Genomic DNA, 24,552 nt, shown 5'->3' with positions numbered 1-24,552 from the left:
GGCGGACTCCACTCGAACAATAAAAGAAAACTATTGAATATTCATGATTGTTGGCGCACATCGACATGACCCTGTGTAAAGGGGGACGTGCGAATTGCTATCTGCAATTTATCCTGACCAGGATCCTGGGATCCCGATCGGGACCGCGGATCATAGCCTAAACTGAGCCAGAGATCTTCTGTTTCTCACAGATTCTTCCCGATTTATCCACAGGAAGATCCGAAACCGGGTAAGTGTAAACGATCCTGACGGGAGTGCCCCACGATTTAGTCCGCATATTGGAAAAATTAATGAGCACAGACAATTTTTTGCTTAAATGATCTAACGAAGATCCGGGACGATCCTTGCGCTTTATCGTTGAGCCCGTATAATCCTCGACCCGGCGCGTGATGCTCATCTTCCTGCGTCGTCCGTTGCTCATTTTCCACGCGAAAACGTGCGGAAATACGCGGGAAATAAGGAAAGAGAATTGACTCCGGAGTGTACAATTATTACAATCCGGCCTCTTTAATCACCCACGCTGAGGCGTTAGTCGTTCGAAACTCGTTCGGGTATACGCAAAAGTCAGTGAATTTATTCAAGTTTAGGTAGAAATCGCCATGAAACGCACTTTTCAACCGTCTGTACTGAAGCGCAACCGTTCTCACGGCTTCCGTGCTCGTATGGCTACTAAAAATGGTCGTCAGGTTCTGGCACGTCGTCGTGCTAAAGGCCGCGCTCGTCTGACCGTTTCCAAGTAATAAAGCTAACCCCTGAGTGGTTAAGCTAGCATTTCCCAGGGAGTTACGTTTGTTAACTCCCGCTCATTTCACTTTCGTCTTCCAGCAGCCACTACGGGCTGGCACGCCGCAAATCACCATCCTCGGCCGCCAAAATTCGCTGGGGCATCCCCGCATCGGTCTCACAGTCGCCAAGAAAAATGTTAAGCGTGCGCATGAACGCAATCGGATTAAACGTCTGACGCGTGAAAGCTTCCGTTTACGTCAGCACGAACTGCCTTCAATGGATTTCGTGGTGGTGGCGAAGAAAGGGGTTGCCGACCTCGATAACCGTGCTCTCTCGGAAGCGTTGGAAAAATTATGGCGCCGCCACTGTCGCCTGGCTCACGGGTCCTGATAGCCCTCATTCGGGTCTATCAACGCCTGATTAGTCCGCTACTCGGGCCGCACTGCCGTTTCACACCAACATGCTCAAGCTACGGAATTGAGGCATTGCGCAGGTTTGGAGTGATAAAAGGCAGTTGGTTGACGGTGAAACGCGTATTAAAATGCCACCCTTTACACCCAGGTGGAGACGACCCCGTCCCCCCAGGACCCTTTGATACCAGAGAACACTAACGATGGATTCGCAACGCAATCTTCTTATCATCGCTTTGTTGTTCGTGTCTTTCATGATCTGGCAGGCGTGGGAGCAGGATAAAAATCCTCAACCACAACAGCAGGTCACGCAGACAACGACCACCGCAGCGGGTAGCGCCGCCGACCAGGGCGTACCGGCCAGTGGCCAGGGGAAACAGATTACGGTTAAGACCGATGTGCTTGAGCTGACAATCAACACCCGTGGTGGTGATGTTGAGCAGGCGCTGCTGTTAACCTACCCGAAAGAGCTGAAGTCTAACGAACCGTTCCAGTTACTGGAAACCACGCCTGAGTTCATCTACCAGGCGCAGAGCGGCCTGACCGGTCGTGATGGCCCGGATAACCCGGCTAACGGTGCGCGTCCACTGTATACCGTCGAGAACGACACCTTTGTGCTGGCTGATGGTCAGAACGAACTCGCGATCCCGATGACGTACACCGACGCCGCAGGCAACACCTTCACCAAAACCTTCACCCTGAAACGCGGTGAGTATGCGGTGAACGTGGGCTACAGCGTACAGAACGCCAGTGCGAAACCGCTGGAGCTGTCGACCTTTGGCCAGCTGAAGCAGTCCATCAATCTGCCGTCACACCGTGATACCGGAAGCAGCAACTTTGCGCTGCATACCTTCCGTGGCGCGGCGTACTCCACGCCAGACGCGAAGTATGAGAAATACAAATTCGACACCATTGCCGATAACGAAAACCTGAACGTCAGCGCTAAAGGCGGTTGGGTGGCAATGCTGCAGCAGTATTTCGCTACTGCGTGGGTGCCAAATAACGACGGTACCAACAACTTCTATACCGCGAACCTGGGTAACGGTCTTGCAGCCATCGGCTACAAATCTCAGCCGGTTCTGGTACAGCCGGGTCAAACCGGTAAGCTGGCCAGCACCCTGTGGGTCGGCCCGGAAATTCAGGACAAAATGGCCGCTGTCGCGCCGCACCTGGATCTGACCGTAGATTACGGCTGGTTGTGGTTCATCTCTCAGCCGCTGTTTAAGCTGCTGAAGTTCATCCACAGCTTCCTGGGTAACTGGGGCTTCTCCATCATCGTTATCACCTTCATCGTTCGTGGCATCATGTACCCGCTGACCAAAGCGCAGTACACCTCCATGGCGAAGATGCGCATGCTGCAGCCGAAGATTCAGGCAATGCGTGAGCGTCTGGGCGATGACAAACAGCGTCAGAGCCAGGAAATGATGGCCCTGTACAAAGCAGAGAAAGTGAACCCACTGGGTGGTTGCTTCCCGCTGCTGATTCAGATGCCAATCTTCCTTGCGCTGTACTACATGCTGATGGGTTCCGTTGAGCTGCGCCACGCGCCGTTCGCCCTGTGGATCCATGACCTGTCCGCACAGGACCCGTACTACATCCTGCCGATCCTGATGGGCGTGACGATGTTCTTCATCCAGAAGATGTCGCCGACCACCGTGACCGACCCGATGCAGCAGAAGATCATGACCTTTATGCCGGTCATCTTCACCGTGTTCTTCCTGTGGTTCCCGTCAGGTCTGGTGCTGTACTATATCGTCAGCAACCTGGTGACCATCATCCAGCAGCAGCTGATTTACCGTGGTCTGGAAAAACGTGGCCTGCATAGCCGCGAAAAGAAAAAGTCCTGATTCGGTAAGTTAACGCTAAAATAAGGGCGGTCGATTGACCGCCTTTTTTATTTGTATTGAACGAGACCAACCATGAGCCATAACGACACTATCGTCGCCCAGGCAACCCCACCGGGACGCGGTGGTGTAGGCATTCTGCGCATCTCCGGCCTGAAGGCGCGCGAGGTGGCCGAAGCGGTGCTGGGTAAACTGCCAAAGCCGCGCTACGCTGATTACCTGCCGTTTAAGGACACCGACGGCACGCCGCTGGACCAGGGCATTGCGCTGTGGTTCCCCGGCCCGAACTCCTTTACCGGCGAAGACGTGCTGGAGCTGCAGGGCCACGGCGGCCCGGTTATCCTCGACCTGCTGTTAAAACGTATTCTGACCCTGCCGGGCCTGCGCATTGCGAAGCCGGGCGAGTTCTCCGAGCGTGCTTTCCTCAACGACAAGCTCGACCTGGCGCAGGCGGAGGCCATTGCTGACCTGATCGACGCCAGTTCCGAACAGGCGGCCCGCTCCGCCCTGAACTCGCTGCAGGGGGCATTCTCCGCGCGTGTGAATCACCTTGTGGAAGCACTTACTCACCTGCGCATCTATGTGGAAGCGGCTATCGACTTCCCGGATGAGGAGATCGACTTCCTCTCTGACGGCAAAATCGAAGCCCAGCTCAACCAGGTGATGGCCGATCTCGACGCCGTCCGTGCCGAAGCGCGCCAGGGCAGCCTCCTGCGCGAAGGGATGAAGGTGGTGATTGCCGGACGCCCTAACGCCGGGAAATCAAGCCTGCTGAACGCCCTGGCGGGCCGTGAAGCGGCGATCGTAACCGACATTGCCGGGACCACCCGCGACGTGCTGCGCGAGCATATCCATATCGACGGGATGCCGCTGCACATCATTGATACCGCCGGTCTGCGCGATGCCAGCGACGAAGTTGAGCGCATTGGTATCGAGCGCGCCTGGCAGGAGATCGAGCAGGCCGACCGCGTGCTGTTTATGGTGGACGGCACCACCACCGACGCCGTTGACCCGGCTGAGATCTGGCCAGACTTTATCGCCCGTCTGCCGGCGAAACTGCCGATCACCGTGGTGCGTAACAAAGCAGACGTGACCGGCGAAACGCTCGGCATTAGCGATGTGAATGGTCACTCACTGATTCGCCTGTCGGCGCGGACCGGTGAAGGTGTTGACGACCTGCGTAACCATCTCAAGCAGAGCATGGGCTTTGACACCAGCATGGAAGGCGGCTTCCTGGCGCGTCGTCGTCACCTGCAGGCGCTGGAAGAGGCGGCAAATCACCTTGTTCAGGGTAAAGCACAGCTGATCGGCGCGTGGGCGGGTGAACTGCTGGCGGAAGAACTGCGTCTGGCGCAGCAGAATCTGAGCGAGATCACCGGGGAGTTTACGTCGGACGATCTGCTGGGAAGGATCTTCTCGAGCTTCTGTATTGGTAAGTAATTCCCGCTAATTAATGGTGATTTCCTCCAGGGAAATCACCATTGTCCAAATGGCAACTCGCCTAATCCCTTTTCACCCCCTATCCTGCATGCCTGCATCTATGGGGGGTTTATGGCGCGTTTTCTGTTTTGTAGTTTCGCATTAGTTCTGCTTTATCCGTCTGGCATTGATATGTATCTGGTGGGGTTACCGCACATCGCCCGCGATCTGGGTGCCAGCGAGGCGCAGCTGCACATCGCGTTTTCGGCCTACCTCGCGGGGATGGCGTCGTCGATGGTCTTTGCCGGGAAGATAGCGGATAAAGCAGGCCGTCAGCCTGTCGCGATAACCGGCGCCATCATTTTTGCCCTGGCTTCTCTTCTCTGCTCGCAGGCGCAGAACAGCACCGTGTTCCTGACTGGACGGTTTATCCAGGGTATTGGCGCTGGCGGTTGCTACGTGGTGGCGTTTGCCATTTTGCGCGACACCCTAAGCGCCCAGCGTCGCGCTAAGGTACTCTCGATGCTGAACGGTATTACCTGCATCATCCCGGTGCTGGCCCCGGTCGTGGGATATCTGATCATGCTGAAATTCCCGTGGCAGAGCCTGTTCTGGACCATGGCGGCCATGGGCGCGCTGGTGTTTACCTTATCCATCGCCGTGCTGAAAGAGACCCACCCGGGCTCGCAGAATACCGGCCATACTGCCACCATTCACCCGGCAGAGAAGCTTCTCAACCGCTTTTTCCTCAGCCGTCTGGCCGTGACCACGTTAAGCGTGGCGGTGATCCTGACCTATGTAAACGTTTCCCCGGTTTTACTGATGGAAACCATGGGCTTCGATCGCGGTGAGTATTCAACGGTGATGGCATTAACCGCCATGGTCAGTATGGCGGTCTCGTTCTCTACCCCATTTGCGCTAAATGTTTTCAGCCAGCGCACGCTGATGCTGACCTCACAGGTTTTATTCCTCACGGCAGGCGCGATCCTGGCGACCACCAGCTCACATGCAGTGATGCTGGTGGGTATTACCCTTATTTGCGCCGGGTTCTCGGTTGGCTTTGGCGTGGCGATGAGCCAGGCGCTTGGCCCCTTCTCGCTGCGGGCAGGCGTAGCAAGCTCGGTGCTGGGGATCGCGCAGGTCTGCGGCTCGTCGCTGTGGATTTGGCTGGCGGCGGTCATCGGGCTTAACGCGCTGAATATGCTGATCGGGGTTCTGATTGGCTGTAGCATAGTGTGCATTACCTTACTTATGGTCATCCGGCCCGCGGCGCACTATGAAGAAGCCCATCAGCAGTCTCGATCTTAACCTGTTGCTGTGCCTGCAGCTTTTGCTGCAGGAGCGCAGCGTCACCAAAGCGGCGAAGCGGATGAACGTGACGCCGTCGGCGGTGAGCAAATCGCTGGCCAAGCTGCGCGACTGGTTTGACGACCCGCTGTTTGTCAAAACGCCGCTAGGGCTGCTGCCGACGCCACTGACGGTAAGTCTTGAGCAGGATCTGGCTGACTGGATGCAAATCGGCAACCAAATCCTCGATAAATTCCACCATGATTCTCCGGGCGGGCTGACGTTCGTGCTGGCCGCGGAAACGCCGCTGATGCTGATCCGCTTCAATACTCTGCTGGAGCAGGTGAACCAGCGCTATCCGCAGGCTACGGTGAAAATGCGTCAGTGGGATTACGACTCACTGGACGCGATTACGCGTGGCGAGGTTGATTTGGGCTTCACCGGGCGTGAAACGCATCCGCGATCCCGCGAACTGCTTAAGCTGATGCCGTGGTTTATCGACTACGAAATTCTGTTCAGCGATCGCCCCTGCGTCTATCTGCGCGAGGATCATCCGGCGCTTCAGCAAGAGTGGAATCTGGAGACCTTCCTGCGCTATCCCCATATCAGCATCTTCTGGGAACGCAGCGACACCTGGGCGCTTGATGAGGTGCTAAAGGAGATGGGACGCGAGCGCACTATCGCCATGAGCCTCCCGGGCTTTGAACAGGCGATGTTTATGGCGGCGCAGCCCAACCATAACTATATCGCCACGGCTCCGCACTACTGCCATCACTACAATGAACTCCACCAGCGGAAGCTGATCGCGCTTCCTATTCCCATTGATGAAGCGCAGGCTGAAAAGCTTACCGTTCCCTTCACGCTGATCTGGCATAAACGGAACAGTCATAATCCGAAAATCCTGTGGCTGCGGGAGACCATCAAGGCGCTGTACGGTGCGAGCGATCCAATTTTTGCCTAAGAAAATGTAAAGTTCGGTCCTAAGGCTTCTCTTACTCCCATTTACTGATTAAAACAGGAGTCAAGTTAAGCGATAATCATGTAACCGTTTAACCGATTACGACCATTATCAAGGAGCGAAAAATGGCTACGCACTTTGCAAGAGGGATACTTACGGAAGGACGTCTCGTATCGGCAAGAATTTCTTCAGCCTGTCATACTGAAGCACTCACTCTCCCGGAACACCGCAGGACGCGGTTTTTAGCGTCCAGAGCGCTTCTCGCAGAACTGCTGTTTATGCTGTACGGCACCAGTGAGCTGCCGGATATCATTACCCAACCCGAAGGCCGCCCGGTCTTTGCCGACCCGGATCTCCCTCGTTTTTCGATTGCTTACGCGGGCAATATCATTGGCGTCGCGCTGACCACCGAAGGGGATTGTGGGCTCGATATGGAACTTCAGCGCGCGACGCGCAGCTTCCATGGCGGTAATGCGCATGAAGACTATCCGCTCTCCAGCAATGAGAAGCTGTGGGTCCGCAACCAGAACGATCCTGTCGAAGCCAGAGCCCAGCTCATTACCTTACGCCAGAGCATTCGCAAGCTCTGTGGATGCGCCTCAGACGACGCCAGCCTGCTGCAGCTGCTGCCAGGCTCCGGACGTCTTCGTGCCACTCAGGCCACGCTGGTAGAGGCGCTCAGTGACGCAGAGGATGTGCTCATTTGGTCCATTGCGGTTACCCCCGCCATCGAACGCATGAAAATCTGGGAATTTGACAGTCAACAGGGATGGCGTAGCCTTCCTGATGTGCCCGAGCGCGCCAACGAGCCCGCCGCACGCCTGATGCGTTTAACCAGTTTACCGGCAGAAAAAGCATTCACCCTTAGCTGATCCAATCAGGGTCATCATGATGAAACAGGAGTAATCATGTCTGATACGTTGAAAGTCGTTACTTTACTGGGAAGCCTGCGCAAAGGTTCATTTAACGGGATGGTAGCCCGCACGCTGCCACAGCTGGCGCCTGCAGGTATGGAAATTAGCGCCCTGCCGTCTATTGGCGATATTCCGCTGTATGATGCGGATGTCCAGCAGGAAGAAGGGTTCCCGCAGAGCGTTGAGGCGCTGGCCGAACAGATCCGCCAGGCTGACGGCGTGGTCATCGTCACGCCAGAGTATAACTACTCAGTTCCGGGTGGCCTGAAGAATGCCATCGACTGGCTGTCCCGTTTACCTGAGCAGCCGCTGTCAGGCAAACCGGTGCTGATCCAGACCAGCTCCATGGGCGCGATTGGCGGCGCGCGCTGCCAGTATCATCTGCGCCAGATCCTGGTCTTCCTCGATGCGATGGTGATGAACAAGCCAGAATTTATGGGCGGAGTGATTCAGAATAAGGTCGACCCGCAAACGGGTGAGGTGGTGGATCAGAGCACGCGCGACCATCTCTCTGGCCAGCTGACGGCGTTCGGGGATTATATTAAGCGGGTTAAAGCCTGATAAAAAAGCCCGGTGGCGCTAGCGCTTACCGGGCCTACACTCGTCAGTAGGTCAGGTAAGCGAAGCGCCACCTGACACCACAAACCGCACCTTAGTGCGCGTCAATAAACACAATCTTCAGCACAAACAGCAGCGCCACAACGATGACGCATGGGCTGAGGTCGCGGAAGCGGCCGGTCCCGATCTTCATTACGCAGTAAGAGATAAAGCCCAGCGCGATACCTTCGGTAATCGAGAAGCTGAACGGCATCATCACGGCGGTAATAAACGCCGGCACCGCTTCGGTTAAATCATCCCACTTCACGCGTGACAGGCTGGAGGTCATCAGCACACCCACGTAGATCAGCGCACCCGCCGCCGCGTACGGTGGAACCATACCCGCCAGCGGAGAGAGGAAGATCACCAGCAGGAACAGAATACCCACGACCACCGCCGTCAGGCCGGTACGGCCGCCCACGGATACGCCGGAAGAAGATTCAATGTACGCGGTAACAGACGAAGTTCCGATAAACGCACCGGTCACAGAGGAGACGCTGTCCACAAACAGCGCCTGCTTCATGCGCGGGAATTTCCCTTTTTCATCCGCCAGACCCGCCTTATCGGTCACGCCGATCAGCGTACCGGAGGAGTCAAACAGGTTCACCAGCATGAATGAGAAAATCACGCCCGCCAGGCCCAGGTTCAGGGAGCCCGCCAGATCGACGTGACCAACAACGGTAGAGATGCTCGGTGGCGCGGAAACGATGCCGTTATAGTGAACGTCGCCCAGCATCCAGCCCAGCAGGGTGGTCACCACGATGGACACCAGCACCGCCGCGTGAATATTACGGGAAGCCAGGATCGCGATGATAAAGAAGCCCAGCACGCCCAGCAGCACGTTATGAGAGGTCAAGTGACCGATGCTCACCAGCGTATCCGGGTTCGCCACGATAACGCCGGCGTTTTTCAGCCCCATCATACCGATGAACAGACCGATACCGCTGGTGATGCCCACGCGCAGGCTCACAGGAATGTTCGCAATCATCCAGTAACGCACGCGGAAAATGGTCAGCAGCAGCAGACCAACCGCGCCCCAGAAGATGGCGCCCATGCCAACCTGCCACGGCAGACCCATCGCCTGAACGACCACGAACGCGAAGAACGCATTCAGGCCCATCGCCGGGGCCAGCGCAACCGGCAGGTTAGCGAACACACCCATCAGAATGCTGCCAAGGGCGGCGATCAGGCAGGTGGTTACAAAGACGGCGCTGGTATCCATGCCAGCAACGCCCAGAATTTGAGGGTTCACAAAAACGATATAGACCATCGTCAGGAAGGTGGTGAAACCCGCGATCACTTCGGTGCGTGCCGTTGTGCCGTGCTCGCGCAGTTTGAAAACGCGCTCAAGCAGACCCTGACCAGACGTCTGGGTAGTGTGTTGTTGACTCATCATCAATTTCCGAACAAGGAGGGAAAATTCGTCGCTATCCTATACCAAAATGCGACAATAGTGGCGGTTACGTGATACTTTTTTCATTGAATTTGCTTATACGGCAACGATTGCGTTTCGGCGAACTGCCGTACGTAAACGTTAAACTGGTTAAAAGGGAAAGGCATGTCCGGAATTGAAGCGGTATTTTTCGACTGCGACGGTACGCTGGTCGACAGTGAGGTCATTTGTTCCCGCGCGTATGTGGCCATGTTCCAGGAATTTGGCATTACGCTGGAACTCGAAGAGGTGTTTAAACGCTTTAAGGGCGTGAAGCTCTACGAGATCATCGACATCATTAACGAAGAACACGGCGTCGTTCTGGAGAAAGCGGCTCTGGAACCGGTGTACCGCGCCGAGGTTGCACGCCTGTTCGATTCGGAGCTGGAGGTGATTCCGGGCGCAAACGCGCTGCTGGATGCGATGACGGTACCAATCTGCGTGGTCTCTAACGGCCCGGTCAGCAAAATGCAGCACTCGCTGGGCAAGCTTGAGATGCTGCACCACTTCCCGGAAAAACTGTTCAGTGGCTACGATATCCAGCGCTGGAAGCCGGACCCGGCACTGATGTTCCATGCGGCAAAGGCGATGAACGTTAACGTAGAGAACTGCATTCTGGTGGATGACTCGTCTGCTGGCGCGCAGTCGGGGATTGATGCGGGAATGGAGGTGTTTTACTTCTGCGCCGACCCGCACAACAAGCCGATCGATCATCCAAAAGTCACGACCTTCACCGATCTGGCGCAGTTGCCCGCGCTGTGGAAGGCGCGCGGGTGGGATATTACGCGTTAAGTTAACGTAGGGCGGGTAAGCGCTAGCGCCACCCGCCACCAACATCACTCTTTCGGATCTTTACCCGCCAGCAGCTTATCCAGCTCGTCGCCGCCCACGTGACGGAAGTCCTGACCTTTCACGAAGTAGAAAATGTATTCGCAAATATTCTGGCAGCGGTCGCCGATACGCTCGATGGAGCGCGCGCAGAACAGGGCAGTCAGTACGCTTGGGATCGTACGGGAATCTTCCATCATGTAGGTCATCAGCTGACGCACGATGCCTTCATACTCCTGGTCGACCTTCTTGTCTTCACGGTAGATACGCACCGCTTCGTCCAGGTCCATACGCGCAAAGGCATCCAGCACGTCGTGCAGCATCTGCACGGTGTGACGGCCCAGCGACTCCAGACTCACCAGCAGCGGCTGGTGCTGCTGAGAGAACTTCTCCAGCGCGGTGCGGCAGATTTTATCCGCCACGTCACCAATACGCTCCAGCTCGGCGATGGTTTTGATGATTGCCATCACCAGACGCAGGTCGCTCGCCGTCGGCTGACGTTTCGCGATAATGCGCACGCAGGCCTCGTCGATAGCGACTTCCATCATGTTGACGTTTTTGTCGCCTTCAATGACGCGCTTCGCCAGCTCGCTGTCCTGGTTGTGCATTGCCGTAATTGCATCAGAAAGCTGCTGCTCAACCATGCCACCCATGGTCATCACCTGCGTGCGGATGCTTTCCAGCTCTGCGTTGAACTGGCCTGAAATATGTTTATTAAGATTGAGGTTGTCCATGGTTTCTCCACATGCACTAAGGCAAATCAACCGTAGCGGCCAGTAATATAATCTTCGGTTTGTTTCTTCGCGGGCTTAGTGAACAGATCGTCCGTGTTGCTGAACTCAATCAATTCACCCAGGTACATAAACGCCGTGTGATCGGAGCAACGTGCAGCCTGCTGCATGTTATGGGTCACGATAACCACGGTGTAATCCTGCTTCAGCTCGGTGATCAGCTCTTCAATGCGGCCGGTTGAGATCGGGTCCAGCGCTGAACACGGCTCATCCAGCAGCAACACTTCAGGGCGAATCGCAATACCGCGCGCAATGCACAGACGCTGCTGCTGACCACCGGAGAGAGAGTAACCGCTCTGGTGCAACTTATCTTTGGTTTCGTTCCATAATGCGGCCTTGGTCAAAGCCCACTGCACGCGCTCGTCCATATCGGCACGGGAGAGCTTTTCAAACAGGCGAACGCCAAAGGCGATGTTGTCATAAATGGACATCGGGAACGGTGTGGGTTTCTGGAACACCATCCCCACTTTGGCGCGCAGCAGGGCAATATCCTGAGCCTGGGTCAGAATGTTTTCGCCGTCGAGGATGATTTCCCCTTCAGCGCGCTGCTCCGGATAGAGCGAATACATTTTGTTAAAGGTACGCAGCAGCGTGGATTTCCCACAGCCGGACGGACCGATAAATGCCGTGACCTGGTTCTTGGCGATATCCAGGTTGATGTTCTTCAGGGCATGGAATTTGCCGTAGTAGAAGTTCAAATCACGAACCTGAATCTTACCCGGGGCAGTATCAACCATACTCATTGACTCATTTCCTCATTCGGCGCCGCGAGCTGCCGCGCCGTAAAAAATTAACCGTGTTTCTTCTTCGCGAAAATGACGCGCGCCAGAATGTTCAGCAACAGTACGCAAAGGGTAATGATCAGCACCCCGGCCCAGGCCAGCTGCTGCCATTCCGCGAAGGGGCTCATCGCAAATTTAAAGATCGTCACCGGCAGGTTGGCGATCGGCTGCATCATGTCCGTGCTCCAGAACTGATTGGAGAGGGACGTAAACAGCAGCGGCGCCGTTTCACCCGCGATACGCGCAACCGCCAGCAGGATACCGGTCATGATCCCAGAGACCGATGCCTTCAGCGTAATCGCCGAGATCATCTTCCATTTCGGCGTACCCAGCGCATAAGCCGCTTCACGCAGGCTGTCCGGCACCAGTTTCAGCATGTTCTCGGTGGTTCGAATCACAATCGGCACCTGCAGCAGCGCCAGTGCAATCACACCCGCCCAGCCGGAGAAGTGTTCCATCTGCGCCACCACGACGGTGTATACAAACAGACCCACGACGATAGACGGTGCAGAAAGCAGAATGTCGTTGATGAAGCGAATGACTTCCGCCAGCCAGGATTTACGGCCGTATTCTGCCAGGTAGATGCCCGCCATGATGCCCAGCGGTGTGCCGAAGACCGTCGCCCAGAGGATCAGCAGTCCGCTGCCCGCCAGGGCATTCGCCAGGCCACCCCCCGCCGTGTTCGGCGGCGGCGTCATTTCGGTGAACAGCGACAGTGACATTCCGTCAATTCCGCGAACAACCGTCGAGAAGAGGATCCAGACCAGCCAGAACAGGCCGAATGCCATCGTCGCCATAGAGAGCGTCAGGGCAATGCGGTTTTTCATGCGGCGTCTGGCCTGCATTTTACGGCGAGATTCCGCCAGTTCAGCGGTAGCTTGCATTTCGAGAGTAGCCATTAGCGTGCCCCCTCATTTTTAGCGAGGCGCATAATCATCAGCTTGGAAATCGCCAGAACAATGAAGGTGATAACGAACAGAATCAGACCCAGCTCCATCAGCGCCGCCACGTGCAGCCCCGATTCCGCTTCCGCAAATTCATTCGCCAGCGCCGAGGTAATACTGTTACCCGGCATGTAGAGCGACGCGCTGTCGAGCTGGTAGGTGTTACCGATGATAAAGGTAACCGCCATGGTTTCACCCAGCGCACGACCTAAGCCCAGCATCACGCCCCCGATCACCCCATTTTTGGTGAACGGAAGGACGATGCGCCAGATCACTTCCCAGGTGGTGCAGCCGATACCGTAGGCCGACTCTTTCATCATCACCGGCGTTTGTTCGAAGACATCGCGCATAACCGCCGCAATGTACGGAATAATCATGATGGCGAGGATCACACCTGCCGCCAGAATGCCAATACCGAAAGCCGGGCCAGAGAACAGGGCCCCCACAAACGGAATGGCAGAAAGAACGTTACCGACCGGTTCCTGGAAGTATGTGGCGAACAGCGGTGCAAAGATGAACAGACCCCACATGCCGTAGACGATACTTGGAATGGCCGCCAGCAGTTCGATGGCAATACCCAGCGGGCGCCGCAGCCAGCCCGGCGCCAGCTCCGTCAGGAACAGGGCAATACCAAAGCTTACCGGAACCGCAATCAGAAGGGCGATGAACGAGGTCATCAGCGTGCCGTAAATCGGCACCAGGGCACCGTAGATGTCGTTCGGCGCGTCCCACTCTTTGGTCCACAGGAAGGAGAAACCGAATTTCTGGATGCTCGGCCATGAGGAGAAAATCAGAGACACGATAATGCCGCCCAGCAGCAATAGCACAATCAGCGCAGCCAGTTTAACCAGCGCGCTGAAAATCATGTCACCTTTTTTACCCGGAGGGTTAAATGCAGGCTTGGTTGCAGCCATAAATTACTCTTCTGTTTGAGACGTTTTTACGAATATGCCCGGTGGCGCTAACGCTTACCGGGCCTACAGCTTAAACCGTAGGGCGGGTAAGCGCAGCGCCACCCGCCATCTTCGTTAAATATATCCTGTTAGTACAGCGCTTTACCGCTGCTGTCTTTCACGTTGGTTTTCCATGCAGCGCGAATCTGCTCAACCACGTTGTCCGGCAGGGTGGCGTAATCCAGAGCGTTAGCCTGTTTGCCGCCGTTTTTGTATGCCCAGTCGAAGAACTTCAGCACTTCGGTGCCCTGCTCAGGTTTCTTCTGCTCTTTGTGAACCAGGATGAAGGTGGTAGAGGTGATTGGCCATGCACCTTCGCCTTTCTGGTTAGTCAGATCCTGCGCGAACGATTTGCTCCAGTCAGCGCCTTTCGCTGCGTTAGCAAAGTTCTCTTCGGTTGGGCTAACCGGTTTGCCGTCGGCTGAAACCAGTTTGGTGTAGGACAGGTTGTTCTGCTTCGCGTACGCATACTCTACGTAGCCGATGGAGCCAGGCAGACGCTGTACGAACGCGGCGATACCGTCGTTACCTTTACCGCCCAGACCGGTTGGCCAGTTAACGGTAGAGCCGGAGCCGACTTTAGATTTCCACTCTTCGTTCACTTTTGCCAGGTAGCTGGTGAACACGAAAGAGGTACCGGAACCATCCGCGCGGCGAACCACGGCGATGTTCTGAGAAGGCAGCTTCAGGCCTGGGTTGAGTTTAGCGATCGCTTCGTCATCCCATTTTTTGATTTTGCCCAGGTAGATGTCACCCAGAGTTTTACCGTCCAGCACCAGCTCGCCCGACTTCACGCCCGGCAGGTTGATGGCCAGGACCACGCCACCGATCACGGTCGGGAACTGGAACAGGCCTTCCTGAGCCAGTTTGTCATCAGACAGCGGAGCGTCAGACGCGCCGAAATCAACCGTGTTCGCGGTAATTTGTTTAACGCCACCGGAGGAGCCGATACCCTGATAGTTAACCTTGTTACCGGTTTCTTTCTGGTAGGTATCCGCCCATTTGGCATACACCGGCGCAGGGAAGGTTGCACCAGCGCCAGTCAGGCTTGCTTCTGCAAATACAGAGAACGCGCTCAGAGATAAGGTCGCGGCGACAACAGTTGCGACAGTGGTACGCATAACTTTCATAATGTCTCCTGCAAGATTTTCGTAAATCGTTGTTTAGTGGCTACGATGAGCAAAATAGGACAAACAGGTGACAGATAAATGTACGAATTATGACAGTTTTATGACAATGGAAATTTCACTTAAAAAACAGCAAAAGAAAATTTATTTTTCAATGTGTTAGCCACATTTATGACAAGACGTTTTCAGAAATATTTTCTTTATGTGACACTGAAAAAAGTAGCTGAAGATGACAAATTGTCATTATTAAAAATGAGAAAGGATTGATGAAAAACAAACCAGGCAGGATAAAAAAGCTCCACCCGAAGGTGGAGCCTGAAGGGATTATTCTACGGTAACCGATTTCGCCAGGTTACGCGGCTGGTCAACGTCGGTGCCTTTGATCAGCGCAACGTGATAGGCCAGCAGCTGCAGCGGAACGGTATAGAAGATGGGTGCAATCACCTCTTCCACATGCGGCATCTCGATGATGTGCATGTTGTCATTGCTGACAAAACCGGCATCTTTGTCGGCGAAGACGTACAGGACACCACCGCGGGCGCGGACTTCTTCGATGTTAGATTTCAGTTTTTCCAGCAGTTCGTTGTTTGGTGCCACAACGATGACCGGCATATCCGCGTCAATCAGCGCCAGCGGGCCGTGTTTCAGCTCGCCTGCCGCATAGGCTTCAGCGTGAATGTAGGAGATCTCTTTCAGCTTCAGCGCGCCTTCCAGCGCAATCGGATACTGATCGCCACGACCCAGGAACAGGGCGTGATGTTTATCAGAGAAGTCTTCCGCCAGCGCTTCAATGCGTTTGTCCTGAGACAGCATCTGCTCAATGCGGCTCGGCAGCGCCTGCAGGCCGTGAACGATGTCGTGCTCAACGGAAGCATCTTCGCCTTTCAGACGCGCCAGCTTCGCCACCAGCATCAGCAGAACGGTCAGCTGAGTGGTAAACGCTTTGGTGGAGGCAACGCCGATTTCGGTGCCTGCTTTGGTCATCAGCGCCAGATCGGATTCACGCACCAGGGAAGAGCCAGGAACGTTACAGATGGCCAGCGAGCCCAGGTAACCCAGCTCTTTAGAGAGACGCAGCGCGGCCAGCGTGTCCGCCGTTTCGCCAGACTGGGAAAGGGTGATCATCAGGCTGTTACGACGCACCGCAGATTTGCGATAGCGGAATTCAGACGCGATTTCCACATCGCACGGCACGCCCGCCAGGGATTCAAACCAGTAGCGAGAAACCATACCGGAGTTGTAGGAGGTGCCGCAGGCCACGATCTGAATGTGCTCAACCTTGCTGAGCAGTTCGTTCGCGTTTGCGCCCAGCTCGCTCAGATCCACTTCACCGTGGCTGATGCGCCCGGTCAGGGTGTTTTTGATGGCGTTTGGCTGCTCGTAAATCTCTTTCTGCATGTAGTGACGGTAAGCGCCTTTATCGCCCGCGTCGTACTGCAGATTCGATTCGATCTCCTGACGTTTCACCTGCTCGCCTTTGGTATCGAACACGGTCACGCTGCGGCGAGTCACTTCCGCGATATCACCCTCTTCGAGGAAGATAAAGCGACGGGTAACCGGCAGGAGCGCCAGCTGGTCAGAAGCGATGAAGTTTTCGCCCATGCCCAGACCGATAACCATCGGGCTACCGGAACGCGCGGCCAGCAGCGTGGACGGGTCGCGGGAATCCATGATCACCGTACCGTACGCACCGCGCAGCTGAGGGATAGCACGCAGCACCGCATCACGCAGTGTGCCGCCCTGCTCCAGCTCCCAGTGCACCAGGTGAGCAATCACTTCGGTGTCAGTTTCAGAGACGAAGGTATAGCCGCGCGCTTTCAGTTCTTCGCGCAGCGGTTCGTGGTTTTCGATAATGCCGTTGTGCACGACCACGATGTGTTCAGACACATGCGGGTGCGCGTTACCTTCAGACGGTTCACCGTGCGTCGCCCAGCGGGTGTGCGCAATACCGGTACCACCGTGCAGCGGATGTTCTTCCGCGGCCTGGGCCAGCATCTGCACTTTACCGAGACGACGCAGACGGGTCATATGGCCTTCTGCATCGACGACAGCCAGACCGGCTGAGTCGTAACCACGGTATTCCAGACGACGTAAACCTTCGAGAAGGATTTCAGCAATATCACGCTGCGCAACTGCGCCAACAATTCCACACATAATTTTAGATTCCGAATTTAGGCATTATGCCTGCGTTGTCGCTGACCTGTTTTTGCCCTTCCGGGCGCCCCGAGCCTTGTAGAGAGTGGGGTTATTTTTATGGGTACTGCTTGTGGGGGGAAATATATATTTATCTCCTCACCCGGGTTTGCCTGATGACGGCTACGCCTTATCAGGCCTACTCAATCGTAGGGCGGGTAAGCGTAGCGCCACCCGCCTTGTTGTTACTTTTTCTTCACCGGGCGTTTCCAGCCCTGCTTGCTGACCTGCGGAACGCGGCTTAACACCAGCGCGTTCTCGGCCACATCGCGCGTGACGGTTGTTCCGGCGGCAATGGTCACCCCGTTACCCACGGTAACAGGCGCCACCAGCTGCGTATCGGAGCCAACGAACACGTCATCACCGATGATGGTTTTAAACTTATTCGCGCCGTCATAGTTACAGGTAATCGTCCCTGCACCAATATTCACGTTATTGCCAATTTCCGCGTCGCCAAGATAGGTCAGATGACCGGCTTTTGAGCCTTTACCCAGACGCGCTTTTTTCATTTCCACGAAGTTACCCACGTGAGCGCCTTCCAGCAGCTCAGCGCCCGGGCGCAGACGCGCAAACGGGCCGATGGTACAGGCGGCATCCAGACGGGCATCTTCCACCACGCTGTACGGGCTGATTTCGCAGTCGTCACCGATGACGCTGTTTTTAATCACGCAGCCGGTGCCAATTTTGACGCGGTTGCCCAGCGTCACGTTACCCTCGAGGATAACGTTAGTATCAATCTCAACGTCACGCCCGTGAGATAACGAACCACGCAGATCGAAACGCGCCGGATCGCGCAGCATCACGCCCGCCAGCAGCAGTTTTTCAGCCTGCTCGGACTGATAAATACGCTCAAGACGAGAAAGCTGCAGGCGGTTGTTCACACCGTCCGTTTCGCTGATGCGCGCCGGATGAACGGCGGCAATTTCACGCCCTTCGTGGTACGCCATCGCAATGATGTCGGTGATGTAGTATTCACCCTGCGCGTTGTTGTTGTTGAGTTTGGACAGCCAGCGCTTCATATCCGCGCCATTGGCAATCAGGATACCGGTGTTGATCTCCTGAATCCGGCGCTGTTCGTCGCTGGCATCTTTATGCTCAACAATACCCGTGACGTTACCGTTTTCACGGGTGATGCGGCCATAACCGCTCGGATCGTCCAGCACGACGGTCAACAAACCGATGCCGCCCTGCGGTTTGGCTGCACGCAGGCGAGTCAGTGTTTCAACGGAGATCAGCGGGGCATCGCCGTAGAGCATCAAAATGTCTTCGTCATCCGCAAAGAAAGGCGCTGCCTGCTGCATCGCATGGCCTGTACCCAACTGTTCGGCCTGAAGCACCCAGTTGAGCTTGTCATCGCTCAGCGTCTTTTTAAGCAGATCGCCGCCGTGGCCGTAGACCAGGTGGACCTGACTCGCACCCAGTTCATTCGCTGCATCAATGACATGCTGCACCATTGGCTTTCCTGCAAGCGTGTGGAGCACCTTAGGCAGATCGGAATACATGCGGGTCCCTTTGCCTGCGGCAAGGATCACCACGCTCATCGCACTGTTTGACATACGCATCCTGACGGTAGTTTGAGTGAGAAGTAAAAACGTTTGATGCTTAAAATTCTACATCTTTTTCATCATGAATTAAGGCCGAAAAAAAAAGCCAGCCTGGTATCCAGACTGGCTTTTGTGCTTTTCAAGCCGGTGTTACATCGCTTTTTTGGTCAACTCGATAACGCGCAGTTTCGCGATCGCTTTGGCCAGCTCCGCAGACGCCTGAGCGTAATCCACGTCACCATGAGAGCTACTAATGTGCTCTTCAGCCTTACGCTTCGATTCCAGGGCTCGCGCTTCGTCGAGATCCTGGCCACGGATAGCGGTATCGGCCAGAACGGTCACACTGCCTGGCTGCACTTCAAGAATGCCGCCGGACAGATAGATAAACTCTTCGTGACCGAACTGTTTAACGATGCGGATCATACCAGGCTTAATGGCGGTGAGCAGCGGTGCGTGACCCGGGAAGATACCCAGTTCACCTTCACTACCCGTTACCTGGATTTTCTCGACCAGACCAGAGAACATTTGTTGCTCTGCGCTGACGACGTCCAGGTGGTAAGTCATTGCCATATCACCCTCCGATTAAGGCGTTAAAGTTTTTTGGCTTTTTCCACGGCTTCGTCGATGGAACCAACCATGTAGAACGCCTGCTCCGGCAGGTGATCGTATTCGCCTTCCATGATGCCTTTAAAGCCACGGATGGTGTCTTTCAGGGAAACGTATTTACCCGGAGAACCGGTGAATACTTCCGCAACGAAGAATGGCTGGGACAGGAAGCGCTGGATCTTACGCGCACGTGCTACCACCAGTTTGTCTTCTTCAGACAGTTCATCCATACCCAGGATGGCGATGATGTCTTTCAGTTCCTGGTAACGCTGCAGCAGGGACTGTACGCCACGCGCGGTGTCGTAGTGTTCCTGACCAACAACCAGTGGATCCAGCTGACGGCTGGTGGAGTCCAGCGGGTCAACGGCCGGGTAGATACCCAGAGACGCGATCTGACGGCTCAGTACCACGGTTGCATCTAAGTGCGCAAAGGTGGTGGCTGGTGATGGGTCAGTCAAGTCATCCGCAGGTACGTATACCGCCTGAACGGAGGTGATAGAACCGGTTTTGGTAGAGGTGATACGTTCCTGAAGAACACCCATCTCTTCCGCCAGCGTAGGCTGATAACCTACCGCTGAAGGCATACGACCCAGCAGTGCAGATACTTCCGTACCGGCCAGGGTGTAACGATAGATGTTATCAACGAACAGCAGAACGTCACGGCCTTCGTCACGGAATTTCTCAGCCATAGTCAGACCGGTCAGCGCAACGCGCAGACGGTTTCCAGGTGGCTCGTTCATCTGGCCGTAAACCAGGGATACTTTGTCCAGAACGTTGGAGTCGGTCATTTCGTGGTAGAAGTCGTTACCCTCACGAGTACGTTCACCTACGCCCGCAAACACAGAGTAACCGGAGTGCTCGATCGCGATGTTACGGATCAGCTCCATCATGTTTACGGTTTTACCTACACCCGCACCACCGAACAGACCGACTTTACCGCCCTTCGCGAACGGACACATCAGGTCGATAACTTTGATACCGGTTTCCAGCAGTTCCTGAGAGCTGGACAGCTCTTCGTAGGAAGGTGCCGCACGGTGGATAGCCCAACGCTCTTCTTCACCGATGTCGCCTTTCATGTCGATTGGCTGACCCAATACGTTCATGATACGACCCAGTGTTGCTTTACCTACCGGGACTTCGATCGGGTGCTCAAGGTCTTTTACTTCCAGACCACGACGCAGACCGTCGGAAGAACCCATCGCGATGGTACGCACGATACCGCCGCCGAGCTGCTGCTGAACTTCCAGCACCAGGCTCTCGTTACCATTCTGTACCTCAAGCGCGTCGTACACGCGTGGTACGGCGTCCTGAGGGAACTCGACGTCCACCACGGCGCCGATTACCTGGACAATCTTTCCAGTAGCCATCTTGAATCCTCTACGTAATTCGTAAACCTGGTTAAACCGCGGCGGCCCCCGAGACGATCTCGGTGAGTTCCTGAGTAATGCTGGCCTGACGAGCTTTGTTGTAAACCAACTGCAGCTCTTTAATCAGGCTGCCGCCATTATCGGTCGCGGCTTTCATCGCCACCATTCGTGCGGCCTGCTCGCTGGCCAGGTTTTCTACAACGCCCTGATAAACCTGAGATTCAACGTAACGACGCAGCAGGGTATCCAGCAGCGGTTTCGGATCGGGTTCATACAGGTAATCCCAGGTTTTTTGCTTCAGCTCGCCATCTTCTGATGCCGGTAACGGCAGCATCTGCGTGAGCGTTGGAACCTGAGACATGGTGTTAATGAATTTGTTGCTGACAACGTACAGTCTGTCCAGACGGCCTTCATCATAAGCCTGCAACATCACTTTAACCGGGCCGATCAGTTCGGACAGGGACGGGTTATCACCCATACCGGTCACCTGAGCGACAATGTTGCCACCAACGGAGTTAAAGAAAGAGACGCCTTTAGAGCCGATCATTGCGATATCGCACTGAACGCCTTTTTCAGACCATGCTTTCATATCCGCCAGCAGTTTTTTGAACAGGTTAATGTTCAAGCCGCCACACAGACCACGGTCGGTCGACACCACCAGGTAGCCCACGCGCTTAACGTCGCGTTCTTCCAGGTAAGGGTGCTTATATTCCAGATTACCGTTTGCAAGGTGACCAATCACTTTGCGCATGGTTTCTGCATAAGGACGGCTGGCCGCCATGCGATCCTGCGATTTACGCATTTTGGAAGCGGCGACCATCTCCATCGCTTTAGTGATCTTTTGCGTGTTCTGGACGCTTGCGATCTTACTACGTATCTCTTTTGCGCCGGCCATGAGCTTCTCCTCAATGCCAGGCGGCTTGTCCTGAGACAAGCCGCCGGACGATTACCAGGATTGGGTTGCTTTGAAGGAATCGAGGATAGCTTTCAGCTTGCCTTCGATTTCGTCGTTATAGCCACCGGTCTGGTTGATCTCTTGCATCAGCGGAGCGTGATCACGGTCGACGTAAGCCAGCAGAGCGGCTTCGAAGCTACCGATTTTCGCCAGTTCCACATCTTCGAGGTAACCGCGTTCAGCCGCGAACAGTACCAGGCCCTGCTGAGCAACAGACATTGGTGCGTACTGTTTCTGCTTCAGCAGCTCGGTCACTTTCTGACCATGGCTCAGCTGTTTACGGGTTGCTTCGTCCAGATCGGATGCGAACTGAGAGAACGCAGCCAGTTCACGATACTGTGCCAGCGCGGTACGGATACCACCGGACAGTTTCTTGATGATCTTGGTCTGAGCAGCACCACCAACACGGGATACGGAGATACCCGGGTTAACCGCCGGACGAATACCGGAGTTAAACAGGTTGGTTTCCAGGAAGATCTGACCATCGGTAATGGAGATTACGTTGGTCGGAACGAACGCAGAAACGTCACCCGCCTGGGTTTCAATGATCGGCAGAGCGGTCAGAGAGCCCGTTTTACCCTTCACTTCACCTTTGGTGAAGTTCTCGACGTATTCCGCGTTAACGCGGGAAGCACGCTCCAGCAGACGAGAGTGGAGGTAGAATACGTCGCCAGGGAACGCTTCACGTCCAGGTGGACGACGGAGCAGCAGGGAAACCTGACGATAAGCAACAGCCTGTTTAGACAGGTCATCGTATACGATCAGTGCATCTTCACCGCGGTCACGGAAGTATTCGCCCATTGCGCAACCGGCGTATGGCGCCAGGTATTGCAGTGCAGCAGATTCAGACGCAGTTGCTACCACAACGATGGTGTTAGACAGTGCGCCGTGCTCTTCCAGTTTACGAACCACGTTAGAAATGGTGGACGCTTTCTGGCCGATGGCCACGTACACGCATTTGATGCCGGAGTCACGCTGGTTGATGATGGCGTCGATAGCCATCGCGGTTTTACCGGTCTGACGGTCACCGATGATCAGTTCACGCTGACCACGACCGATTGGAATCATGGCATCAACGGACTTATAACCTGTCTGAACAGGCTGATCTACGGACTGACGGTCGATAACGCCTGGTGCGATAACTTCGATTGGGGAGAAGCCATCGTGCTCAACCGGACCTTTACCGTCGATTGGCGCACCCAGGGTGTTAACAACGCGACCCAGCAGGCCACGGCCAACCGGTACTTCCAGAATACGGCCAGTACACTTAACCTTCATGCCTTCGGCGAGGTCAGCGTATGGACCCATCACAACTGCACCAACGGAGTCGCGCTCCAGGTTCAGTGCGATAGCGTAACGGTTACCCGGCAGGGAAATCATTTCACCCTGCATACAATCGGCCAGGCCGTGGATGCGGATAACACCGTCACTTACAGAAACAATAGTACCTTCGTTGTGAGCTTCACTCACAACACTGAACTGAGCAATGCGCTGCTTGATCAGTTCGCTGATTTCGGTGGAATTCAGTTGCATGCTCCAGTCCCCTTAAGACTGCAAGACGTCTGCAAGGCGTTCAAGACGGCCGCGTACGCTGCCATCAATGACCATATCACCCGAGCGGATGATTACGCCTGCCATTACAGACTTATCGATTTTGCAATTCAGCTTAACTTTGCGTGACAGACGTTTTTCCATCGCGGCGGTGATTTTCGCAAGCTGTTCGTTACTCAGTTCAGTCGCAGAAGTCACTTCAACTTCAGCGGTTGCTTCACTAAGGGCACGTAAGTGCTCAAACTGCTCGAGAACATCCGGGAGCACACGGAGACGACCATTTTCTGCCATCACCTTAATCAGGTTCTGGCCGTTGGCATCCAGTTGCTCTCCGCACACGGCGATAAACGACGCGGCGAGAGTTTCAGGTGCTAACGCACCGGAAAGCAACTCAGCCATTTGTTCGTTTTTCGTCACCTCAGCGGCAAACGCCAGCATATCCTGCCAGCGATCGACATTGTGGTGTTCGACAGCAAAGTCAAAAGCTGCTTTGGCGTAGGGGCGAGCTACCGTAACAAATTCAGACATCAGCCCCTCCCTCCTTACAGTTCAGCGACAAGTTTGTCCACGATGTCGCTGTTAGCAGCTTCATCCACGGAACGTTCGATGATCTTCTCGGCGCCAGCAACAGCCAGAATCGCAACCTGCTTACGCAGTTCTTCACGAGCACGTTTACGCTCAGCATCAATTTCTGCCTGAGCCTGTGTCACGATCTTAGTACGTTCCTGTTCTGCTTCAGCTTTGGCTTCGTCCAGGATCTGCGAACGGCGTTTGTTAGCCTGTTCGATGATTACCTGAGCTTCCGCTTTCGCTTTTTTCAGCTGGTCTGTCGCGTTGGCCTGTGCAAGGTCCAAATCTTTCTTAGCGCGTTCTGCAGAAGCCAGACCGTCAGCAATTTCTTTCTGACGTTTTTCGATGGCAGCCATTAAAGGCGGCCATACATACTTCATGCAGAACCAGACAAAGAGAATAAACGCGATGGCCTGGCCGAGGATTGTTGCGTTCATGTTCACAGCACAATACCTCTTTAATTTCTGTGGCTTAGGGTTTTAAAACTACTACTACGCGACAGCAAACATCACGTACAGACCCAGACCTACAGCGATCATTGGGATAGCATCCACCAGACCCATAACGATAAAGAACTGAGTACGCAGCAGAGGAATCAGATCAGGTTGACGCGCTGCGCCTTCCAGGAATTTGCCCCCGAGGATGCCGATACCGATCGCAGCACCGATAGCCGCCAGACCCATCATCACAGCGGCAGCCATGTACAGCAGATCCATATTCAGGTTTTCCATGACAGTCTCCAGTTTGTTTCAAT

The 24,552-nt window shown here is 55.1% G+C and carries 25 protein-coding genes; 10 read left to right on the top strand and 15 right to left on the bottom strand.

Annotated features, from left to right (window positions below):
- The first annotated feature begins 599 nt into the window (after positions 1 to 599).
- From rpmH to AC4IC4_RS22950, 9 genes are all read left to right on the top strand, one after another.
- Positions 600 to 740 carry a 50S ribosomal protein L34 gene (gene rpmH / locus AC4IC4_RS22990; protein WP_000831330.1) on the top strand — a complete coding sequence of 47 codons (141 nt, stop codon included), beginning with the start codon at positions 600 to 602 and terminating at the stop codon, positions 738 to 740.
- Positions 741 to 756: 16 nt separating this feature from the next.
- A complete protein-coding gene (gene rnpA, locus AC4IC4_RS22985; RefSeq protein ID WP_032640303.1) occupies positions 757 to 1,116 on the top strand; it encodes a ribonuclease P protein component in 360 nt (119 codons plus the stop codon).
- The gene (gene yidD, locus AC4IC4_RS22980) at positions 1,080 to 1,337 is read left to right on the top strand and encodes a membrane protein insertion efficiency factor YidD (protein ID WP_001307474.1); all 258 of its coding nucleotides are present in this window, start codon (positions 1,080 to 1,082) and stop codon (positions 1,335 to 1,337) included. Before rnpA ends, yidD begins: the two co-directional genes overlap by 37 nt.
- A 2-nt stretch (positions 1,338 to 1,339) precedes the next feature.
- Positions 1,340 to 2,983, top strand: a complete 1,644-nt coding sequence (gene yidC, locus AC4IC4_RS22975) for a membrane protein insertase YidC (protein ID WP_032648576.1) — start codon at positions 1,340 to 1,342, stop codon at positions 2,981 to 2,983.
- A 72-nt stretch (positions 2,984 to 3,055) separates the two neighbouring features.
- Positions 3,056 to 4,420: a tRNA uridine-5-carboxymethylaminomethyl(34) synthesis GTPase MnmE gene (gene mnmE / locus AC4IC4_RS22970; RefSeq protein ID WP_021242672.1), complete on the top strand. Its 1,365-nt coding sequence runs from the start codon at positions 3,056 to 3,058 to the stop codon at positions 4,418 to 4,420.
- Positions 4,421 to 4,531: 111 nt separating this feature from the next.
- Entirely contained in the window at positions 4,532 to 5,707 is a 1,176-nt protein-coding gene (locus tag AC4IC4_RS22965) for an MFS transporter (protein ID WP_061716264.1), read from the top strand.
- A complete protein-coding gene (yidZ, locus tag AC4IC4_RS22960; RefSeq protein WP_024907877.1) occupies positions 5,676 to 6,647 on the top strand; it encodes an HTH-type transcriptional regulator YidZ in 972 nt (323 codons plus the stop codon). Before AC4IC4_RS22965 ends, yidZ begins: the two co-directional genes overlap by 32 nt.
- Positions 6,648 to 6,769: 122 nt before the next feature.
- Positions 6,770 to 7,516: a 4'-phosphopantetheinyl transferase family protein gene (locus AC4IC4_RS22955; RefSeq protein ID WP_024907878.1), complete on the top strand. Its 747-nt coding sequence runs from the start codon at positions 6,770 to 6,772 to the stop codon at positions 7,514 to 7,516.
- Positions 7,517 to 7,552: 36 nt separating this feature from the next.
- Positions 7,553 to 8,119, top strand: coding sequence for an NADPH-dependent FMN reductase (locus AC4IC4_RS22950; RefSeq protein ID WP_014833835.1), 567 nt, complete (start codon positions 7,553 to 7,555; stop codon positions 8,117 to 8,119).
- 91 nt (positions 8,120 to 8,210) lie between these two features.
- Here AC4IC4_RS22950 and adeP read toward each other — a convergent pair whose 3' ends face one another.
- A complete protein-coding gene (gene adeP, locus AC4IC4_RS22945) occupies positions 8,211 to 9,548 on the bottom strand; it encodes an adenine permease AdeP (RefSeq protein WP_148769901.1) in 1,338 nt (445 codons plus the stop codon).
- Positions 9,549 to 9,713: 165 nt separating this feature from the next.
- On the opposite strand from adeP, the gene yieH reads away from it, so the two are divergent.
- The gene (gene yieH, locus AC4IC4_RS22940; RefSeq protein ID WP_032648584.1) at positions 9,714 to 10,379 is read left to right on the top strand and encodes a 6-phosphogluconate phosphatase; all 666 of its coding nucleotides are present in this window, start codon (positions 9,714 to 9,716) and stop codon (positions 10,377 to 10,379) included.
- 44 nt (positions 10,380 to 10,423) lie between these two features.
- Here the strand turns inward: yieH and phoU are convergent, their stop codons facing one another.
- The 14 genes from phoU to atpE all read right to left on the bottom strand — a co-directional run bounded on the left by phoU (position 10,424) and on the right by atpE (position 24,529).
- Entirely contained in the window at positions 10,424 to 11,149 is a 726-nt protein-coding gene (gene phoU, locus AC4IC4_RS22935; protein ID WP_008500182.1) for a phosphate signaling complex protein PhoU, read from the bottom strand.
- A 26-nt stretch (positions 11,150 to 11,175) separates the two neighbouring features.
- A complete protein-coding gene (gene pstB, locus AC4IC4_RS22930; protein ID WP_008500183.1) occupies positions 11,176 to 11,949 on the bottom strand; it encodes a phosphate ABC transporter ATP-binding protein PstB in 774 nt (257 codons plus the stop codon).
- Positions 11,950 to 11,996: 47 nt separating this feature from the next.
- Positions 11,997 to 12,887 carry a phosphate ABC transporter permease PstA gene (pstA, locus tag AC4IC4_RS22925; protein WP_024907882.1) on the bottom strand — a complete coding sequence of 297 codons (891 nt, stop codon included), beginning with the start codon at positions 12,885 to 12,887 and terminating at the stop codon, positions 11,997 to 11,999.
- Entirely contained in the window at positions 12,887 to 13,846 is a 960-nt protein-coding gene (gene pstC, locus AC4IC4_RS22920; protein ID WP_024907883.1) for a phosphate ABC transporter permease PstC, read from the bottom strand. Before pstC ends, pstA begins: the two co-directional genes overlap by 1 nt.
- Positions 13,847 to 13,974: 128 nt before the next feature.
- The gene (gene pstS, locus AC4IC4_RS22915; protein WP_024907884.1) at positions 13,975 to 15,015 is read right to left on the bottom strand and encodes a phosphate ABC transporter substrate-binding protein PstS; all 1,041 of its coding nucleotides are present in this window, start codon (positions 15,013 to 15,015) and stop codon (positions 13,975 to 13,977) included.
- A gap of 321 nt (positions 15,016 to 15,336) precedes the next feature.
- On the bottom strand, positions 15,337 to 17,166 hold the full coding sequence (glmS, locus tag AC4IC4_RS22910) for a glutamine--fructose-6-phosphate transaminase (isomerizing) (protein WP_048990817.1): 1,830 nt from the start codon (positions 17,164 to 17,166) through the stop codon (positions 15,337 to 15,339).
- A 224-nt stretch (positions 17,167 to 17,390) separates the two neighbouring features.
- Positions 17,391 to 18,761: a bifunctional UDP-N-acetylglucosamine diphosphorylase/glucosamine-1-phosphate N-acetyltransferase GlmU gene (gene glmU, locus AC4IC4_RS22905; protein ID WP_491471931.1), complete on the bottom strand. Its 1,371-nt coding sequence runs from the start codon at positions 18,759 to 18,761 to the stop codon at positions 17,391 to 17,393.
- 138 nt (positions 18,762 to 18,899) lie between these two features.
- Positions 18,900 to 19,319 (bottom strand): F0F1 ATP synthase subunit epsilon, encoded by a 420-nt coding sequence (locus AC4IC4_RS22900; protein WP_006177560.1) that lies wholly within the window; start codon positions 19,317 to 19,319, stop codon positions 18,900 to 18,902.
- Positions 19,320 to 19,339: 20 nt separating this feature from the next.
- A complete protein-coding gene (gene atpD / locus AC4IC4_RS22895) occupies positions 19,340 to 20,722 on the bottom strand; it encodes a F0F1 ATP synthase subunit beta (RefSeq protein ID WP_006177559.1) in 1,383 nt (460 codons plus the stop codon).
- Positions 20,723 to 20,753: 31 nt separating this feature from the next.
- On the bottom strand, positions 20,754 to 21,617 hold the full coding sequence (gene atpG, locus AC4IC4_RS22890) for a F0F1 ATP synthase subunit gamma (RefSeq protein WP_024907886.1): 864 nt from the start codon (positions 21,615 to 21,617) through the stop codon (positions 20,754 to 20,756).
- Between the two features lie 51 nt (positions 21,618 to 21,668).
- Positions 21,669 to 23,210, bottom strand: coding sequence for a F0F1 ATP synthase subunit alpha (gene atpA / locus AC4IC4_RS22885; protein WP_006808751.1), 1,542 nt, complete (start codon positions 23,208 to 23,210; stop codon positions 21,669 to 21,671).
- A gap of 12 nt (positions 23,211 to 23,222) precedes the next feature.
- Positions 23,223 to 23,756: a F0F1 ATP synthase subunit delta gene (gene atpH, locus AC4IC4_RS22880; protein ID WP_024907887.1), complete on the bottom strand. Its 534-nt coding sequence runs from the start codon at positions 23,754 to 23,756 to the stop codon at positions 23,223 to 23,225.
- Between the two features lie 14 nt (positions 23,757 to 23,770).
- Positions 23,771 to 24,241 carry a F0F1 ATP synthase subunit B gene (atpF, locus tag AC4IC4_RS22875; RefSeq protein WP_014072436.1) on the bottom strand — a complete coding sequence of 157 codons (471 nt, stop codon included), beginning with the start codon at positions 24,239 to 24,241 and terminating at the stop codon, positions 23,771 to 23,773.
- 48 nt (positions 24,242 to 24,289) lie between these two features.
- Entirely contained in the window at positions 24,290 to 24,529 is a 240-nt protein-coding gene (gene atpE / locus AC4IC4_RS22870) for a F0F1 ATP synthase subunit C (protein WP_000429386.1), read from the bottom strand.
- Positions 24,530 to 24,552: the final 23 nt, after the last annotated feature.

This window comes from Enterobacter sp. Taxon_2 (genome assembly GCF_058355295.1).
The sequence above is the reverse complement of the archived record's forward strand: the minus strand, read 5'-3'. Positions and strand labels throughout refer to the sequence as shown.

Bases quoted from the DNA above. Each gene is read 5' to 3' on its own strand.
- atpH (WP_024907887.1), bottom strand. From the start codon at position 23,756: ATGTCTGAATTTGTTACGGTAGCTCGCCCCTACGCCAAAGCAGCTTTT.
- glmU (WP_491471931.1), bottom strand. From the start codon at position 18,761: ATGTCAAACAGTGCGATGAGCGTGGTGATCCTTGCCGCAGGCAAAGGG.
- phoU (WP_008500182.1), bottom strand. From the start codon at position 11,149: ATGGACAACCTCAATCTTAATAAACATATTTCAGGCCAGTTCAACGCA.
- atpG (WP_024907886.1), bottom strand. From the start codon at position 21,617: ATGGCCGGCGCAAAAGAGATACGTAGTAAGATCGCAAGCGTCCAGAAC.
- rpmH (WP_000831330.1), top strand. From the start codon at position 600: ATGAAACGCACTTTTCAACCGTCTGTACTGAAGCGCAACCGTTCTCAC.
- pstS (WP_024907884.1), bottom strand. From the start codon at position 15,015: ATGAAAGTTATGCGTACCACTGTCGCAACTGTTGTCGCCGCGACCTTA.
- AC4IC4_RS22950 (WP_014833835.1), top strand. From the start codon at position 7,553: ATGTCTGATACGTTGAAAGTCGTTACTTTACTGGGAAGCCTGCGCAAA.
- yieH (WP_032648584.1), top strand. From the start codon at position 9,714: ATGTCCGGAATTGAAGCGGTATTTTTCGACTGCGACGGTACGCTGGTC.
- pstB (WP_008500183.1), bottom strand. From the start codon at position 11,949: ATGAGTATGGTTGATACTGCCCCGGGTAAGATTCAGGTTCGTGATTTG.
- AC4IC4_RS22965 (WP_061716264.1), top strand. From the start codon at position 4,532: ATGGCGCGTTTTCTGTTTTGTAGTTTCGCATTAGTTCTGCTTTATCCG.
- mnmE (WP_021242672.1), top strand. From the start codon at position 3,056: ATGAGCCATAACGACACTATCGTCGCCCAGGCAACCCCACCGGGACGC.
- AC4IC4_RS22900 (WP_006177560.1), bottom strand. From the start codon at position 19,319: ATGGCAATGACTTACCACCTGGACGTCGTCAGCGCAGAGCAACAAATG.
- atpD (WP_006177559.1), bottom strand. From the start codon at position 20,722: ATGGCTACTGGAAAGATTGTCCAGGTAATCGGCGCCGTGGTGGACGTC.
- pstC (WP_024907883.1), bottom strand. From the start codon at position 13,846: ATGGCTGCAACCAAGCCTGCATTTAACCCTCCGGGTAAAAAAGGTGAC.
- adeP (WP_148769901.1), bottom strand. From the start codon at position 9,548: ATGAGTCAACAACACACTACCCAGACGTCTGGTCAGGGTCTGCTTGAG.
- atpE (WP_000429386.1), bottom strand. From the start codon at position 24,529: ATGGAAAACCTGAATATGGATCTGCTGTACATGGCTGCCGCTGTGATG.
- yidD (WP_001307474.1), top strand. From the start codon at position 1,080: ATGGCGCCGCCACTGTCGCCTGGCTCACGGGTCCTGATAGCCCTCATT.
- atpA (WP_006808751.1), bottom strand. From the start codon at position 23,210: ATGCAACTGAATTCCACCGAAATCAGCGAACTGATCAAGCAGCGCATT.
- pstA (WP_024907882.1), bottom strand. From the start codon at position 12,887: ATGGCTACTCTCGAAATGCAAGCTACCGCTGAACTGGCGGAATCTCGC.
- AC4IC4_RS22955 (WP_024907878.1), top strand. From the start codon at position 6,770: ATGGCTACGCACTTTGCAAGAGGGATACTTACGGAAGGACGTCTCGTA.
- yidZ (WP_024907877.1), top strand. From the start codon at position 5,676: ATGAAGAAGCCCATCAGCAGTCTCGATCTTAACCTGTTGCTGTGCCTG.
- yidC (WP_032648576.1), top strand. From the start codon at position 1,340: ATGGATTCGCAACGCAATCTTCTTATCATCGCTTTGTTGTTCGTGTCT.
- glmS (WP_048990817.1), bottom strand. From the start codon at position 17,166: ATGTGTGGAATTGTTGGCGCAGTTGCGCAGCGTGATATTGCTGAAATC.